This is a genomic window from Pseudomonas sp. RP-B7 (genome assembly GCF_059803535.1).
Genome location: NZ_JAPFHC010000010.1, coordinates 49,077 through 63,335 on the forward strand (window position 1 = coordinate 49,077; position 14,259 = coordinate 63,335).

A 14,259-nucleotide genomic window follows, 5' to 3' on the forward strand; every position below is an offset into this window, starting at 1 on the left:
GTTTTGATGGACCCCTTCCCACCTATACCAACCCATTGCGCTGGGCCAGTTCAATCAGGTCCACCAGGGAGCGGGCATTGAGCTTGAGCAACAAGCGCGTCTTGTAGGTGCTGACGGTCTTGTTACTGAGGAACATGCCATCGGCGATCTCCTTGTTGGTTTTACCACGGGCCAACTGCTGCAACACCATCATCTCCCGGCCCGAAAGGCGTTCAACCATGTCGGCCTCGCTGGCATTGCCCATGGTAGAGCGCACCGAATTCAGCGCCTGGTTCGGGAAATAGCTGTAGCCGGAAAGCACCGCCTTGATAGCGCTCAGCAACTCGGTCAGGTCCTGTTGCTTGCATACATAGCCTGCCGCCCCCGCCTGCATGCATCGCATGGAGAAATGCCCCGGAGCCTGCGACGTCAGCACCAACACCTTGAACGGCGCAGGCTGTTTGACCGAGGAGAGCCGGCAAATAACTTCCAACCCATCGAGCTTGGGAATTCCAATATCCAGTATGACAATGTCCGGCATATGTTCCCGTGCAAGTTGCAACGCATCGACACCGTTATCGGTCTCGGCAACGACCTCATAACCATGACGCTCCATTAGCATACGCACAGCAAGACGAATGACGGGATGATCATCCACGATCAGCACTTTATTCATAAGAAAGTCCAATTTCGCTGTTCGAATTATTCAGAGCAAGCACAATAGCCTAGTCGTTTCCTAGTTGGCATAGTATTCCCCCCCGCGCAACAGCAAGCAGAGACCCAACCCACAACGTAATAGGAATTGACCTACAAAAAAACGCAAAGTCGACCGTAGCGAGTTGTATGAGGCCTTTCAGATCTTTCCGGTCCCACACATATTTTGAATAAATTACCCCACGGATATGGGATGGACGGCGAAAGTAACGCACACGTCTTTCAGGAAATATCCCTTGCTTGTGGTCATCGCTCCCTTGAGAAGCCAAGAAAACCACCACCTTTTTAGTTCCATTAAACATATTTATTTACACCCATATTTCCTACAGAACATTCAGCGCACAACAATTAAATTGTGCTTACTTGTGTGATTTATCTGTAAGACATAGTTCCTTGTCAGGTGTAATTAATTCATTTCACCTCGCAAACAAGCCATCACGTGCAGTTGGCCCGGCAGACAAATTTCCTGTCACCTTAACTTCAACAAAGTTTAAACATCGATAAACAAAAGATCGAATCAAGGCTGCCTGGTTTTTCATCGGGCAAAAAAAAGCCCCTTCAACAAGGGGCTTTCCTTAGAGTGTCTTGAGCACTCAGAACAACTTGCGACCTTTGTTGGCCGCAATGCGCATGCGCAGTGCGTTCAACTTGATAAAGCCCGCTGCGTCCGCCTGGTTGTAGGCGCCGCCGTCTTCTTCGAAGGTGGCGATGTTGGCGTCGAACAGCGACTCATCGGATTTACGCCCGGTGACGATCACGTTACCTTTGTACAGCTTCAGGCGCACAACGCCGTTCACGTGGACCTGGGAAGCGTCGATCATCTGTTGCAGCATCAGACGCTCAGGGCTCCACCAGTAGCCGGTGTAGATCAGGCTGGCGTACTTAGGCATCAGCTCGTCTTTGAGGTGAGCCACTTCACGGTCCAGGGTGATGGACTCGATGGCGCGGTGAGCGCGCAGCATGATGGTGCCGCCCGGAGTTTCGTAGCAGCCACGGGACTTCATGCCCACGTAACGGTTCTCGACGATGTCGAGGCGGCCGATACCGTGTTCGCCACCGATACGGTTCAGGGTCGCCAGCACGGTAGCCGGAGTCATTTCGACGCCGTCCAGCGCGACGATGTCGCCGTTGCGGTAGGTCAGTTCCAGGTACTGTGGCTTGTCTGGCGCGTTCTCCGGAGAGACGGTCCATTTCCACATGTCTTCTTCGTGCTCGGTCCAGGTGTCTTCCAGCACGCCGCCTTCATAGGAGATGTGCAGCAAGTTGGCGTCCATCGAGTACGGGGACTTCTTCTTGCCGTGGCGCTCGATCGGGATTGCGTGCTTTTCAGCGTAATCCATCAGCTTTTCACGGGACAGCAGGTCCCATTCACGCCAAGGGGCAATCACTTTGACGCCCGGCTTGAGCGCGTAGGCGCCCAGTTCGAAACGCACTTGGTCGTTGCCCTTGCCGGTCGCGCCATGGGAAATGGCGTCGGCGCCGGTTTCGTTGGCGATTTCGATCAGGCGTTTGGCGATCAGCGGACGTGCGATGGAAGTACCCAGCAGGTACTCGCCTTCATAGACGGTGTTGGCGCGAAACATCGGGAAAACGAAATCGCGGACGAATTCTTCGCGCAGGTCGTCAATGTAGATCTCTTTCACGCCCATGGCTTGCGCCTTGGCACGTGCAGGTTCGACCTCTTCGCCCTGACCCAGGTCAGCGGTGAAGGTCACCACTTCACAGTTATAAGTATCCTGCAGCCACTTGAGGATCACCGAAGTGTCCAGGCCGCCGGAATACGCGAGAACGACCTTGTTTACGTCGGCCATGCCATCACTCCACGGGGTTGTACGGAAAGGCGACGATTCTACCGATCAAAACCGTGAAATTACAGGGGCGCGACAGCAAATGAAGATAAAGCGACAGATTATGTCGAGAGGGCGACCGGTGGTCGCACCTTATGAGGTTGCCGCGGGATTGCTCCGGACCGCAGCCTGGGGTGCCGGTTTCTCGGGGGTTGCGACCCGCTCCAGCTGAATATTGACGCGGCGGTTGCGTGCGCGGTTGGCAGCATTGGTGTTGGGCGCCAGCGGGTAGCTTTCGCCGTGGAAGCGCAGGGTAATCTGCGACTCCTCGATGCCGTTGGCCTTGAAGTAGTCCATCACCGCCAATGCACGACGCCGTGAAACATCACGATTGGTCAGGCGGTTGCCGCTGTTGTCCGAGTGGCCGTTCAACTCGATGTGGTTGACGGTCGGGTCGGCCTTCATGAATTCAAGAATCACTGCCAGCTTCTGCTTCGCCGCCGCATCCAGTTCGATGCCACCGCCCGGAAAGCCGACTTCGGTCTGCTTGACCTGATCGTAATTCATCGGCAGCAGCTTGGCGGTGCACAGTTGATAGTCGCTGTAGGCCTTGTTGAACTTCACCGGCAACAGGCGGATTTCCGAGTAGCCGCCCTCACGCCCGTAATGCCGTACGGTCGGCGAACGCCCCTCGAGCAAACCATTGAACAGGCGCCCGGCCTGGGCCTGTGAGCTGTTGAACAGCACTTCGCCACTGCCGGCACGCACGGCTCCCAGATTGATGTCGCCGCGTCCGGGCTGCCAAGGTGCGGCAGCGGCCAGCAAGGTGGCCGAACCTGCGCCCAGCGAACCATTAAAGGCTTTCAGACGAAACGTCGCCTGCTCGCCGGCCCGGCGCACGAACTCACCCGAACCAAAATCGGTGATCGGTTGGCTCAGACGGCACTCAAACTTGTCGCCCTCTACCTTCCACTCAATATTCTCCAGACGTGTCTGGAACGTGAGGGCCATCGCAGGCAGGCTGGCGAACACACTGAGCAGGGCTAGATAATGCTGGCGCACGGGAGGCTCCACTGGTTTCTACAACACTTCAAAGCGTCATACATCGATAAGGCATACGAAAGGCTATCGGATGCATCCTGTAAAACTTGATAGCGAGTGCCTGCAAGAGTCTTTTCCGGTAGCATTCCCACCAGATTGACCCGCCTGGAATCCCCAATGTCCGACCGCCTGACCCTGCTGCGTCCCGACGACTGGCATATTCATCTTCGCGATGGTGCTGCGTTGCCCCAAACCGTGGCCGATGTTGCGCGCACGTTTGGCCGTGCCATCATCATGCCTAACCTGGTACCTCCGGTGCGTAACGCCGCTGAAGCCGACGCCTATCGCCAGCGTATCCTCGCTGCGCGCCCGGCCGGCAGCCGCTTCGAACCGCTGATGGTGCTCTACCTCACCGACCGCACCCAGCCCGACGAGATTCGCGAGGCCAAGGCCAGCGGCTACGTGCACGCCGCCAAGCTGTACCCGGCTGGCGCGACCACCAACTCCGATTCCGGTGTGACAAGTATCGACAAGATCCTGCCGGCCATCGAAGCCATGGCCGAAGTCGGCATGCCGCTATTGATCCACGGTGAAGTCACCCGTGGCGACGTGGACGTGTTCGATCGCGAGAAGATCTTCATCGACGAGCACATGCGTCGCGTGGTCGAACTGTTCCCGACCCTCAAGGTAGTGTTCGAACACATCACCACCGCCGATGCCGTGCAGTTCGTCACCGAGGCCTCGGCCAACGTCGGCGCGACCATCACTGCGCACCATCTGCTGTACAACCGCAACCACATGCTGGTGGGCGGGATTCGGCCGCATTTCTATTGCCTGCCGATCCTCAAGCGCAACACCCATCAGGTGGCACTGCTGGATGCCGCCACCAGTGGCAATCCGAAGTTCTTCCTCGGCACCGACTCCGCGCCACACGCCCAGCATGCCAAGGAAGCCGCGTGCGGCTGTGCCGGTTGCTACACGGCCTACGCGGCGATCGAGCTGTACGCCGAAGCGTTCGAACAACGCAATGCCCTGGACAAGCTCGAAGGTTTCGCCAGCCTCAACGGCCCGCGTTTCTACGGCCTGCCGGCGAATACCGACCGCATCACCCTGGTCCGTGAAGACTGGACCGCCCCTGCCAGCCTGCCGTTTGGCGAGTTGACTGTTATCCCGCTGCGCGCCGGTGAAACACTGCGCTGGCGCCTGCTGGAGGAAAGCAAGTGAGTGAAGACCATTACGACGACGAACACGAGCACAGCGGTGGCGGTTCACGCCACCCGATGGCCGAGCGGTTCCGCGGCTATCTGCCGGTTGTCATCGACGTAGAAACCGGCGGTTTCAATTGCGCCACCGACGCCTTGCTGGAGATCGCAGCCACCACCATCGGCATGGATGAACAGGGTTTCGTGTTCCCGGAACACACCCACTTCTTCCGCGTCGAGCCGTTCGAAGGCGCCAACATCGAGGCGGCGGCCCTGGAATTTACCGGGATCAAGCTCGATCACCCGCTGCGCATGGCCGTGAGTGAAGAAGCGGCACTGACCGACATCTTCCGTGGCGTGCGCAAGGCGTTGAAGGCCAATGGCTGCAAACGCGCGATCCTGGTCGGCCACAACAGCAGCTTCGACCTGGGCTTCCTGAACGCCGCCGTGGCGCGGTTGGACATGAAGCGCAATCCGTTCCACCCGTTCTCCAGCTTCGACACCGCTACCCTCGCGGGCCTGGCTTACGGCCAGACCGTACTGGCCAAAGCCTGTCAGGCAGCCGGAATCGACTTTGACGGTCGCGAAGCTCACTCGGCGCGCTATGACACCGAGAAGACCGCCGACCTGTTCTGCGGCATCGTCAATCGCTGGAAGCAGATGGGCGGCTGGGAAGACTTCAACGACTAACAGCGCTGTTGTAGTGAGCGGGCTTGCCCCGCGCTGGGGGGCGAAGCCGCCCTAAACCCAGGCACCTCGGTGTATCAGTAAAACGGAGGCGGTTGGATTTGGGGCGGCTTCGCCCCCCAGCGCGGGGCAAGCCCGCTCACTACAGCCATTTCCCGCCCATAAAAAAACGGCCTTCTCAGGCCGTTTTTTTGTACCTCAAATCTGGCTTACAGCTTGCCAGCGTTCTCGGTCAGGTAAGCCGCAACGCCTTCTGGCGAAGCGTTCATGCCTTTGTCGCCTTTTTTCCAGTTGGCAGGGCAGACTTCGCCGTGCTCTTCGTGGAATTGCAGGGCGTCGACCAGGCGGATCAGTTCTTCCATGTTACGGCCCAGCGGCAGGTCGTTGATGATCTGGGAGCGCACAACGCCCTTGTCATCGATCAGGAACGCGCCACGGAAAGCCACGCCGCCTTCGGACTCAACGTCGTAGGCCTTGGCGATGTCGTGCTTCATGTCGGCAGCCATGGTGTATTTGACTTTGCCGATGCCGCCATCATTGATGGCAGTGTTGCGCCAGGCGTTGTGGGTGAAATGGGAGTCGATGGAAACGGCAACCACTTCAACGTTACGCGCCTTGAAATCGTCCATGCGGTGGTCCAGAGCGATCAGCTCCGACGGGCAGACGAAGGTGAAGTCCAGCGGGTAGAAGAACACCAGGCCGTATTTGCCTTTGATGGCTTCAGACAGTTTGAAACTGTCTACGATTTCGCCATTGCCGAGGACGGCAGGTACATCGAAATCCGGGGCTTGTTTGCCGACGAGTACGCTCATTGGGTATCTCCTGATGTGAGGGTGACGATTGAAGTAAAAGGACCGGCCCAGTCTGGCGCCTGTAGGCGACAACCCTGTGACGCAGTCACGCTTCGTGAAGACCGACCATCATACACTGAAAAAACCGTTCGTCAGCGCAGGGGCAATACGCGCAAATACCCTACGAATCTACTTTGACAATCATTCTCGTTAACATTAAGATCCATCGCACTCAAGCCTTAAACCCGCGACGGTTCTCCCTTATGTATGTGTGCCTCTGTACTGGCGTCACCGACGGACAAATCCGCGAAGCAATCTACGAAGGTTGCTGCAGCTACAAGGAAGTGCGTGAAACCACCGGCGTTGCCAGCCAGTGCGGTAAATGTGCTTGCCTGGCCAAGCAAGTGGTACGGGAAACCCTGACGCAGCTGCAGACAGCCCAGGCTGCGCTCCCCTATTCAGCAGAATTTACACACGCTTAAATCGGCGCGTTTTAAAGAACCGGACTTAGTGTCCGGTTTTTTTATGCCCGCAATTCAATAAGTTAGCGCTAAGACGCGGAACACAAACATTCTTATTCCGATTAATTTTCATTTATTATTCAATAACTTAGGTTTGACACTAAGGTTTTCGCCGCTCAAACTCCGGCCTATATACAGCTATTACAGGGCAGGACCCCAGTCATGAAAGGCGACATCTCAGTCATCCAGCAACTCAACAAAATCCTTGCCAATGAACTGGTCGCGATCAATCAGTACTTCCTGCATGCACGCATGTTTGACGATTGGGGCCTGGAAAAGCTGGGCAAGCGTGAATACAAAGAATCGATCAAAGCCATGAAGGACGCCGACGCGCTGATCAAGCGCATCCTGTTCCTCGAAGGCCTGCCGAACGTGCAGGACCTGGGCAAGCTGAGCATCGGCGAGCACACCCAGGAAATGATCAACAGCGACCTGAAATTCGAGCAAAAGAGCCACAGCGACCTCAAGGCCGCCATCGCTCACTGCGAAACCAAAGGCGACTTCGGCAGCCGTGAGCTGCTGGAAGATATTCTGGAAGACCAGGAAGAACACATCGACTGGCTGGAAACCCAACTGGGCCTGATCGACAAAGTCAGCCTGGAAAACTACCTGCAATCGCAGATGGGCGAATAAGCCCTCGGCACGCAGGTATAAAAAAGCCCCGCTCTCTCACGAGAAGCGGGGCTTTTCATTGCAAGCGAATCAAGCGTCAGTCTTGGCCGCCGCGTTTGCCGCCGCTTCCTTGATCAGCGCTTGCAGCGAACCATCAGCCGCCATCTCAACGATGATGTCGCTACCGCCGACCAACTCACCGGCAACCCACAGTTGCGGGAACGTAGGCCAGTTGGCGTACTTGGGCAGGTTGGCACGGATTTCAGGGTTCTGCAGGATGTCCACGTAAGCGAATTTCTCGCCGCACGCCATGATCGCCTGGGAAGCCTTCGCGGAGAAACCGCACTGAGGAGCGTTTGGCGCGCCCTTCATGTAAAGCAGAATGGTGTTGTTGGCAATCTGCTCTTTGATCGTTTCGATGATATCCATGGAACACCTCGGCTGGAACTTTGCGACTCACAGGTCGGCACGGTGGCGCATTGTAACGCAAAATTCCAGCGCAGTGCTCAGGCGGCTGCGACCTGAACCGGAACGCCGTTGAGCGCAGCGTTGCCCGACAACTCGTCCAAATGCCGCTCGTCGGTCAAGTCGTTCGCACTCGCCCCCGGCTGCCCACTGGCAATGCTCATCTGCACACCCGGACGGCCATGCCCCCAACCGTGGGGCAGGCTGACTACACCGGGCATCATATCCAGGCTGGCCAGTACTTCCACTTCGATCATGCCGATGCGCGAACTCACTCGCACGCGCTGACCATCGCTCAATTGCCGACTGGCCAGATCGTCCGGGTGCATCAACAACTGATGACGGGGCTTGCCCTTCACCAAGCGGTGATAGTTATGCATCCAGGAGTTGTTGCTGCGCACGTGGCGACGACCGATCAACAACAACTCATCCGCCACAGGCAGCGGCTGCGCGGCAAAGCGCGCCAGATCGGCAAGGATCACCGCCGGTGCCGCCTGCACTTTGCCATCCGCCGTTTTCAAGCGCGCAACCAGATTGGCCTTGAGCGGCCCCAAGTCGACGCCATGGGGATGTTCCGCCAGCATCGCCACCGACAACTTGTGGCTCGACGCATCACCGTAAACCCCGGCACGCAACCCGAAGTCGATCATCTGCGCCGGCGCCATGGTCGGCTTCAGCACTGCACCGGTCTGCGCGGCAAACGCCTCTGCCAGACCTACGAAGATCTCCCAGTCATGCAGCGCCCCCGCCGGCTTGGGCAAGATCGCACGATTGAAGCGGGTGACGTTATGCACCGCGAACATATTGAAGGTGGTGTCGTAGTGATCGTTCTCCAGTGCCGATGTAGACGGCAGGATCAAGTCGGCATATCGCGTGGTCTCGTTGATATAGAGATCGATGCTGACCATGAACTCCAGCCCATCCAGCGCCTGTTCCAACTGGCGGCCGTTGGGTGTCGACAACACCGGATTGCCGGCCACCGTGACCAATGCGCGGATTTGCCCTTCGCCCTCGGTAAGCATTTCCTCAGCCAGGGCCGACACCGGCAACTCGCCGCCATATTCCGGACGCCCGGACACCCGGCTCTGCCAGCGATTGAAATGCCCACCGCCTGTCGACGCCACCAGATCCACCGCCGGCGTGGTGCACACGGCGCCACCGGCACGGTCCAGGTTGCCAGTGACCAGGTTGATCAGTTGCACCAGCCAATGACACAAAGTGCCGAACGCCTGGGTGGAGACGCCCATGCGCCCGTAACACACCGCCCTGTCCGCCGCCGCAAAGTCCCGCGCGAGCTGGCGAATCTGCGCGGCCGGCACTGCACATTGGCGACTCATGGCCTCGGCGGTAAACCCGACGATTGCCTGGCGCACATCGTCCAGGCCAGCGACCGGCAGGTGACTGTCGCGAGTCAGGTTTTCACTGAACAAGGTGTTGAGCACCCCAAATAACAACGACGCATCTCCGCCGGGGCGCACGAACAGGTGCTGATCGGCCATCGCCGCTGTCTCACTGCGCCGTGGGTCGACCACCACCACTTTGCCGCCACGGGCCTGGATGGCCTTGAGGCGCTTCTCTACATCGGGCACGGTCATGATGCTGCCGTTGGATGCCAATGGGTTGCCGCCGAGGATCAGCATGAAATCGGTGTGATCGATGTCCGGAATTGGCAGCAACAGGCCATGACCGTACATCAGGTGACTGGTGAGGTGGTGGGGCAACTGGTCCACCGAGGTCGCCGAGAAGCGGTTGCGCGTCTTCAACTGGCCCAGGAAGTAGTTGCTATGGGTCATCAGCCCATAGTTATGCACGCTGGGGTTGCCCTGGTACACCGCCACCGCATTCTGGCCGTGCCGGGCCTGGATACCCGCCAGGCGCTCGGCTACAAGGGCGAAGGCGTCTTCCCACGGGATTGGCTGCCATTCGCTGCCCACCCGCAACATAGGCTGGTGCAGGCGGTCCGGGTCATTCTGGATGTCCTGCAGTGCCACCGCCTTGGGGCAGATATGCCCGCGGCTGAACGTATCCAGCGCATCACCCTTGATCGAGGTGATCGCCAGGCTGCCGTCGTCGGCCTCGGTGGTTTCCAGGGTCAGGCCGCAGATGGCTTCACACAGATGGCAGGCACGGTGGTGGAGAGTCTTGGTCATGGCCAGTCTCTTTATAGGGGCTTTGACTCAACTATGAGCCGCCACATGCAGGGGCGCCACCAACGTTCGCGGTGTGAATCGACGGGCATCAGGCCCGGCCATGGCTAAGAGTGAGCAAATGTTTCAGAAGCCCGCAAAGCATCGCTGAAACCGACGCAACCGGGCCCAAGCCCGCCGCCGCGCATTGCAAAAGGTTGCGGCGCCAGTGTACAAATGGCCCGCTGCCGTATGGAATTCGTCTTCAAAAGCGCTCTCGCGCCCTTCTTGAACACCCCTAAAAACGTAGCCCTATTGGTAAGACGCGACATTTAATGTCAATATCGCGCCTTCCCCTATTTCGTCGCCCCGTGCGGCTTTCGCCGCAGGTCTCGCCCGTTGTCACAATAAACAAGGCTTTGAGTATCTGCGGTCTGTTGCAAAAAGGTAGTTAATGATGAGCGCAAGGCACTTTCTCTCTCTGATGGATTGCACGCCCGAAGAGCTGGTCAGCGTGATCCGTCGAGGCATTGAGCTTAAAGACCTGCGTAACCGCGGCGTACTGTTCGAGCCTTTGAAAAACCGCGTTCTCGGGATGATCTTCGAGAAATCGTCGACCCGCACCCGCCTGTCCTTCGAAGCCGGCATGATCCAGCTGGGTGGCCAAGCCATCTTCCTGTCACCGCGCGACACCCAACTGGGCCGTGGCGAGCCGATCAGCGATTGCGCGATCGTCATGTCGCGCATGCTTGATGCGGTGATGATCCGTACCTTCGCCCATAGCACCCTCACCGAATTCGCCGCCAACTCCCGCGTGCCCGTGATCAACGGCCTGTCCGACGACCTGCACCCGTGCCAGTTGCTGGCCGACATGCAAACCTTCCTTGAGCATCGCGGTTCGATCCAGGGCAAGACCGTGGCCTGGATCGGCGACGGCAACAACATGTGCAACAGCTATATAGAAGCGGCGATCCAGTTCGACTTCCAACTGCGCGTTGCCTGCCCGGAAGGCTACGAGCCTGACGCACGCTTCCTCGCACAGGCAGGTGAGCGCGTCACCGTCGTTCGTGACCCACGGGATGCCGTGATCGGCGCTCACCTGGTCAGCACCGACGTCTGGACCTCCATGGGCCAGGAAGACGAAACCGCCAAGCGCCTCGCGCTGTTCGCGCCGTTCCAGGTCACCCGTGCCCTGCTCGACCTGGCCGCGCCGGACGTGTTGTTCATGCACTGCCTGCCAGCCCACCGTGGCGAAGAAATCAGCCTCGACCTGCTTGACGATTCGCGCTCCGTCGCCTGGGACCAGGCCGAAAACCGCCTGCACGCGCAGAAAGCCCTGCTCGAATTCCTCGTCCCGCCTTCGTACCATCACGCATGAGCCATCCACTCCTGCTGAACCTGCGCAATCTGGCATGCGGCTATCAAGATCAACGGGTGGTGCAGAACCTCAACCTGCACCTCAATGCCGGTGACATCGGCTGCCTGCTGGGCTCCTCGGGCTGCGGCAAGACCACCACCCTGCGGGCGATAGCCGGTTTCGAGCCGGTGCACGAAGGTGAAATCAGCCTGGCCGGCGAAGTGATCTCCAGCGCCGGTTTCACCCTAGCGCCGGAGAAACGTCGTATCGGTATGGTGTTCCAGGACTACGCACTGTTTCCCCACCTCAGCGTGGCGGACAACATCGCGTTCGGCATCCGCAAGCACCCGAAAAAAGACCACGTGGTCGCCGAACTGCTGGAACTGGTCAACCTGAAGAACCTCGGCAAACGCTTCCCCCACGAGCTGTCCGGCGGCCAGCAGCAACGCGTTGCCCTCGCCCGCGCACTGGCGCCGGAGCCGCAACTGCTGCTGCTCGACGAACCCTTCTCCAACCTCGACGGCGAACTGCGGCGCAAGCTCAGCCATGAGGTGCGTGACATCCTCAAGGTCCGGGGCACCAGTGCGATTCTGGTCACCCACGACCAGGAAGAAGCGTTCGCCGTGAGCGACCAGGTCGGTGTATTCAAGGAAGGCCGCCTGGAGCAATGGGATACCCCCTACAACCTCTATCACGAGCCGCAGACCCCGTACGTCGCCAGTTTTATCGGCCAGGGGTATTTTATCCGCGGCCAATTGAGCACGCCGGAGTCGGTCAGCACCGAACTGGGTGAACTGCGCGGCAATCGCGCCTACACCTGGCCAACGGGTGGCGCGGTGGATGTTCTGCTGCGTCCGGATGACCTCGTGTATGCGCCGGACAGCGCGTTGAAAGCGCGCATCGTCGGCAAGACGTTTCTCGGTGCGTCGACCTTGTACCGACTGCAACTGCCGACGGGCGCGCAGCTGGAGTCGATCTTCCCGAGCCATGCGGACCATCAGATCGGCGCGGATGTAGGGATTCGGGTGGCGGCGGAACATCTGGTGCTGTTCCAGGCTTCGGGCAGCGTTGCGGCGCAGATTCCCCAATCCGAATCAGGCGTAAGACGCTACAGCCCGGCCACCTGAAGACACCGGCTCAAAAAAAGTGGGAGCGGGCTTGCTCGCGAATGCGGCTTATCAGTGATGACTGTATCGACTGAAACTCTGCATTCGCGAGCAAGCCCGCTCCCACATTTTGATCCAGGTACACCCCAGCGTAGGTTTACGCCCGGCCAATCGGCGCGAATTTGGCCTGGGTGTGCTCCGCCAGCACCGCCGCCGACAGTTCCACTTCAAGCCCCCGCCTCCCCGCACTGACAAAAATCGTCGCAAACGGCTGCGCCGTTTCATCGATAAACGTGCGTAAACGCTTCTTCTGCCCCAACGGGCTGATCCCCCCCAGCAGGTACCCGGTAGAGCGCTGCGCTGCCGCCGGGTCGGCCATTTCGACTTTTTTCACCCCCGCTGCCTGCGCCAGGGCCTTCAGGTCCAGACTTCCGACGACCGGCACCACCGCCACCAACAATTCACCCTTCTCGCTGCTGGCCAGCAAGGTCTTGAACACCTGCGCCGGATCAAGTCCCAACTTTTCCGCGGCTTCCAGGCCATAGGAAGCGGCCTTGGGGTCATGTTCATAACTGTGGATGTGATGTTCGGCGCGAACTTTTTTCAACAGGTCCAATGCAGGGGTCATGCTGGCTCCAAGCGTGGCAAACAGATCGCCAATTCTAGGCCAACCCCACGTAAAACGCTCTACTGCGCGCACTTTGGCAAACACACACAACGTTACAAGCATGATCATTCACCAGCTCAATAGTTTGAAAGTGACCAATGGTTCACTTTCGACCTTTGACAGCAGTGATTCTTGTCTATATTTTTTCGTTTCCGAATACTGTAGGAATAGACCTGCAACATTCGAGCAGTAAGCCGTGTCCGGGATGGGGATCCTTGCCACGGTGAAAATCGCGCAACGCCCCGTTGAGGTCGTGCGCCAGACAAGAACAACAACTGAGGTTTTCCATGACAACTGCTCTTCAACAGCCTTCACTTTCGAGCCAATGCATGGCCGAATTCCTGGGCACTGCGCTTCTGATCTTCTTCGGTACAGGGTGTGTCGCTGCGCTCAAGGTCGCGGGTGCCAGCTTTGGTTTGTGGGAAATCAGCATTATCTGGGGGATCGGCGTCAGCATGGCGATCTATCTGAGCGCCGGTATTTCCGGGGCTCACCTCAACCCGGCGGTGAGTATCGCCCTGTGTATTTTCGCCGATTTCGAAAAGCGCAAACTGCCCTTCTACATCCTCGCCCAGATCGCCGGCGCCTTTTGCGCCGCGGCCTTGGTGTACACGCTCTACAGCAACCTGTTTTTCGATTACGAACAAACCCACCATATGGTGCGCGGCTCACAAGCCAGCCTGGAATTGGCCTCGGTGTTCTCCACCTACCCCCATGCGCTGCTGAGCACCGCCCAGGCGTTCCTGGTGGAAATGGTCATCACCGCGATCCTGATGGGCGTGATCATGGCCTTGACCGATGACAACAACGGCCTGCCACGCGGCCCGCTGGCCCCACTGCTGATCGGCCTGTTGATTGCGGTGATCGGCAGCGCCATGGGCCCACTGACCGGTTTCGCGATGAACCCGGCGCGGGATCTGGGGCCCAAGCTGATGACCTTTTTCGCTGGCTGGGGTGAAATAGCCTTCACCGGCGGCCGCGACATTCCTTATTTCCTGGTGCCGATTTTCGGCCCGATCGTGGGTGCATGCCTCGGCGCCGCGGCCTATCGCGGGCTGATTGCCCGCCATCTGCCGAGCGCCGCACCTGCTGCAGTTGAAGAAACACCTGACACGGCTGTCAACGGCAAGACCCGTATTTCCTGATAGCGCCAGCCTGGACCCACCTGCCCTTTTTGCGGCCCAGGCTGATTACCGATCTTCTT

General features: G+C 58.7%; 14 protein-coding genes. 7 read left to right on the forward strand and 7 right to left on the reverse strand.

What is annotated here, in order from left to right:
* Positions 1–22: 22 nt before the first annotated feature.
* The 3 genes from OPU96_RS11765 to OPU96_RS11775 form a co-directional block, all read right to left on the reverse strand.
* The gene (locus OPU96_RS11765; protein WP_122719714.1) at positions 23–655 is read right to left on the reverse strand and encodes a response regulator transcription factor; all 633 of its coding nucleotides are present in this window, start codon (positions 653–655) and stop codon (positions 23–25) included.
* Between the two features lie 631 nt (positions 656–1,286).
* A complete protein-coding gene (locus OPU96_RS11770) occupies positions 1,287–2,504 on the reverse strand; it encodes an argininosuccinate synthase (protein WP_029295244.1) in 1,218 nt (405 codons plus the stop codon).
* 129 nt (positions 2,505–2,633) lie between these two features.
* Entirely contained in the window at positions 2,634–3,542 is a 909-nt protein-coding gene (locus OPU96_RS11775; RefSeq protein ID WP_192297305.1) for a flagellar protein MotY, read from the reverse strand.
* A 156-nt stretch (positions 3,543–3,698) separates the two neighbouring features.
* On the opposite strand from OPU96_RS11775, the gene pyrC reads away from it, so the two are divergent.
* Positions 3,699–4,745: a dihydroorotase gene (gene pyrC, locus OPU96_RS11780; RefSeq protein WP_192297306.1), complete on the forward strand. Its 1,047-nt coding sequence runs from the start codon at positions 3,699–3,701 to the stop codon at positions 4,743–4,745.
* Entirely contained in the window at positions 4,742–5,413 is a 672-nt protein-coding gene (gene rnt / locus OPU96_RS11785; protein ID WP_083359903.1) for a ribonuclease T, read from the forward strand. The genes pyrC and rnt overlap by 4 nt, the downstream gene beginning before the upstream one ends.
* Before the next feature lie 206 nt (positions 5,414–5,619).
* Here the strand turns inward: rnt and OPU96_RS11790 are convergent, their stop codons facing one another.
* Complete coding sequence (locus OPU96_RS11790; protein ID WP_003172097.1) at positions 5,620–6,222, reverse strand: peroxiredoxin; 603 nt, start codon at positions 6,220–6,222, stop codon at positions 5,620–5,622.
* 242 nt (positions 6,223–6,464) lie between these two features.
* Between OPU96_RS11790 and OPU96_RS11795 the strand changes: the two genes are divergently transcribed.
* The gene (locus OPU96_RS11795; protein WP_010564137.1) at positions 6,465–6,683 is read left to right on the forward strand and encodes a bacterioferritin-associated ferredoxin; all 219 of its coding nucleotides are present in this window, start codon (positions 6,465–6,467) and stop codon (positions 6,681–6,683) included.
* Positions 6,684–6,884: 201 nt separating this feature from the next.
* Positions 6,885–7,355: a bacterioferritin gene (bfr, locus tag OPU96_RS11800; RefSeq protein WP_192297307.1), complete on the forward strand. Its 471-nt coding sequence runs from the start codon at positions 6,885–6,887 to the stop codon at positions 7,353–7,355.
* A gap of 69 nt (positions 7,356–7,424) precedes the next feature.
* Here bfr and grxD read toward each other — a convergent pair whose 3' ends face one another.
* Positions 7,425–7,763 (reverse strand): Grx4 family monothiol glutaredoxin, encoded by a 339-nt coding sequence (gene grxD, locus OPU96_RS11805; RefSeq protein ID WP_065906770.1) that lies wholly within the window; start codon positions 7,761–7,763, stop codon positions 7,425–7,427.
* Between the two features lie 77 nt (positions 7,764–7,840).
* Complete coding sequence (locus tag OPU96_RS11810; protein ID WP_498559107.1) at positions 7,841–9,949, reverse strand: molybdopterin oxidoreductase family protein; 2,109 nt, start codon at positions 9,947–9,949, stop codon at positions 7,841–7,843.
* Between the two features lie 433 nt (positions 9,950–10,382).
* On the opposite strand from OPU96_RS11810, the gene argF reads away from it, so the two are divergent.
* On the forward strand, positions 10,383–11,303 hold the full coding sequence (gene argF / locus OPU96_RS11815) for an ornithine carbamoyltransferase (protein ID WP_192297309.1): 921 nt from the start codon (positions 10,383–10,385) through the stop codon (positions 11,301–11,303).
* Positions 11,300–12,409 (forward strand): ABC transporter ATP-binding protein, encoded by a 1,110-nt coding sequence (locus OPU96_RS11820; RefSeq protein WP_226455948.1) that lies wholly within the window; start codon positions 11,300–11,302, stop codon positions 12,407–12,409. Before argF ends, OPU96_RS11820 begins: the two co-directional genes overlap by 4 nt.
* Positions 12,410–12,545: 136 nt before the next feature.
* On the opposite strand, the gene ybaK is transcribed toward OPU96_RS11820, so the two are convergent.
* Positions 12,546–13,016, reverse strand: coding sequence for a Cys-tRNA(Pro) deacylase (gene ybaK / locus OPU96_RS11825; protein WP_226455949.1), 471 nt, complete (start codon positions 13,014–13,016; stop codon positions 12,546–12,548).
* A 326-nt stretch (positions 13,017–13,342) separates the two neighbouring features.
* Between ybaK and OPU96_RS11830 the strand changes: the two genes are divergently transcribed.
* Positions 13,343–14,200 (forward strand): MIP/aquaporin family protein, encoded by an 858-nt coding sequence (locus OPU96_RS11830; protein WP_192297312.1) that lies wholly within the window; start codon positions 13,343–13,345, stop codon positions 14,198–14,200.
* The last annotated feature ends 59 nt before the right edge of the window (positions 14,201–14,259 follow it).

What these genes read in the sequence shown, in the direction of transcription:
- OPU96_RS11765 (WP_122719714.1), bottom strand. Translation starts at nt 655, where the DNA reads ATGAATAAAGTGCTGATCGTGGATGATCATCCCGTCATTCGTCTTGCT.
- OPU96_RS11770 (WP_029295244.1), bottom strand. Translation starts at nt 2,504, where the DNA reads ATGGCCGACGTAAACAAGGTCGTTCTCGCGTATTCCGGCGGCCTGGAC.
- pyrC (WP_192297306.1), top strand. Translation starts at nt 3,699, where the DNA reads ATGTCCGACCGCCTGACCCTGCTGCGTCCCGACGACTGGCATATTCAT.
- OPU96_RS11790 (WP_003172097.1), bottom strand. Translation starts at nt 6,222, where the DNA reads ATGAGCGTACTCGTCGGCAAACAAGCCCCGGATTTCGATGTACCTGCC.
- OPU96_RS11795 (WP_010564137.1), top strand. Translation starts at nt 6,465, where the DNA reads ATGTATGTGTGCCTCTGTACTGGCGTCACCGACGGACAAATCCGCGAA.
- bfr (WP_192297307.1), top strand. Translation starts at nt 6,885, where the DNA reads ATGAAAGGCGACATCTCAGTCATCCAGCAACTCAACAAAATCCTTGCC.
- grxD (WP_065906770.1), bottom strand. Translation starts at nt 7,763, where the DNA reads ATGGATATCATCGAAACGATCAAAGAGCAGATTGCCAACAACACCATT.
- OPU96_RS11810 (WP_498559107.1), bottom strand. Translation starts at nt 9,949, where the DNA reads ATGACCAAGACTCTCCACCACCGTGCCTGCCATCTGTGTGAAGCCATC.
- argF (WP_192297309.1), top strand. Translation starts at nt 10,383, where the DNA reads ATGAGCGCAAGGCACTTTCTCTCTCTGATGGATTGCACGCCCGAAGAG.
- OPU96_RS11820 (WP_226455948.1), top strand. Translation starts at nt 11,300, where the DNA reads ATGAGCCATCCACTCCTGCTGAACCTGCGCAATCTGGCATGCGGCTAT.
- ybaK (WP_226455949.1), bottom strand. Translation starts at nt 13,016, where the DNA reads ATGACCCCTGCATTGGACCTGTTGAAAAAAGTTCGCGCCGAACATCAC.
- OPU96_RS11830 (WP_192297312.1), top strand. Translation starts at nt 13,343, where the DNA reads ATGACAACTGCTCTTCAACAGCCTTCACTTTCGAGCCAATGCATGGCC.